Annotated in this window: 1 pseudogene; it reads right to left on the bottom strand. The window is 66.4% G+C overall.

Annotated features, from left to right (window positions below):
- A pseudogene (locus BN4575_RS23065) lies at window positions 1-429 on the bottom strand (efflux RND transporter permease subunit); the annotation flags it as partial.

Below are 429 nucleotides of genomic sequence, written 5' to 3'. Positions count from 1 at the left end.
GGGGATCTTCTTCATGCGCTCGGCGATCTTGACGGCCACCTCGTAGGTCTCGGGCTCCTTGCCGATCGGGCCCACCACCTGGACGTTGATCGGGGCCGGGAGGCCGAAGTTCAAGACCTGGGTGGTGATGTCCGGGGGCAGGAAGAAGAAGGTGGTGTCCGGGTAGGTGGCGTTGAGCTTCTCGCGGAGGCCGCGGACGTAGCCTTCGGTCGGCTGATGCCCGTGCTTGAGCGAGATCATGATCTGCCCGTCGGCCGAGGAGATGAGCGCGCCCTCGCTGAGGGAGAGGTTGATGCCGCTCGCCGGGATGCCGAGGTTGTCGATGAGGGTGTCGATCTCCTCGGAGGGGATCACCTCGCGGATGGTCTGCTCGATGCGGGCGATGTTGCGCTCGGTCTCTTCGAGGCGGGTGCCGGGGGAGCCGCGGAC

Source organism: Aeromonas sp. EERV15 (genome assembly GCF_900079845.1).
GTDB classification, from domain to species: domain Bacteria; phylum Pseudomonadota; class Gammaproteobacteria; order Enterobacterales; family Aeromonadaceae; genus Aeromonas; species Aeromonas sobria.
The sequence above is the reverse complement of the archived record's forward strand: the minus strand, read 5'-3'. Positions and strand labels throughout refer to the sequence as shown.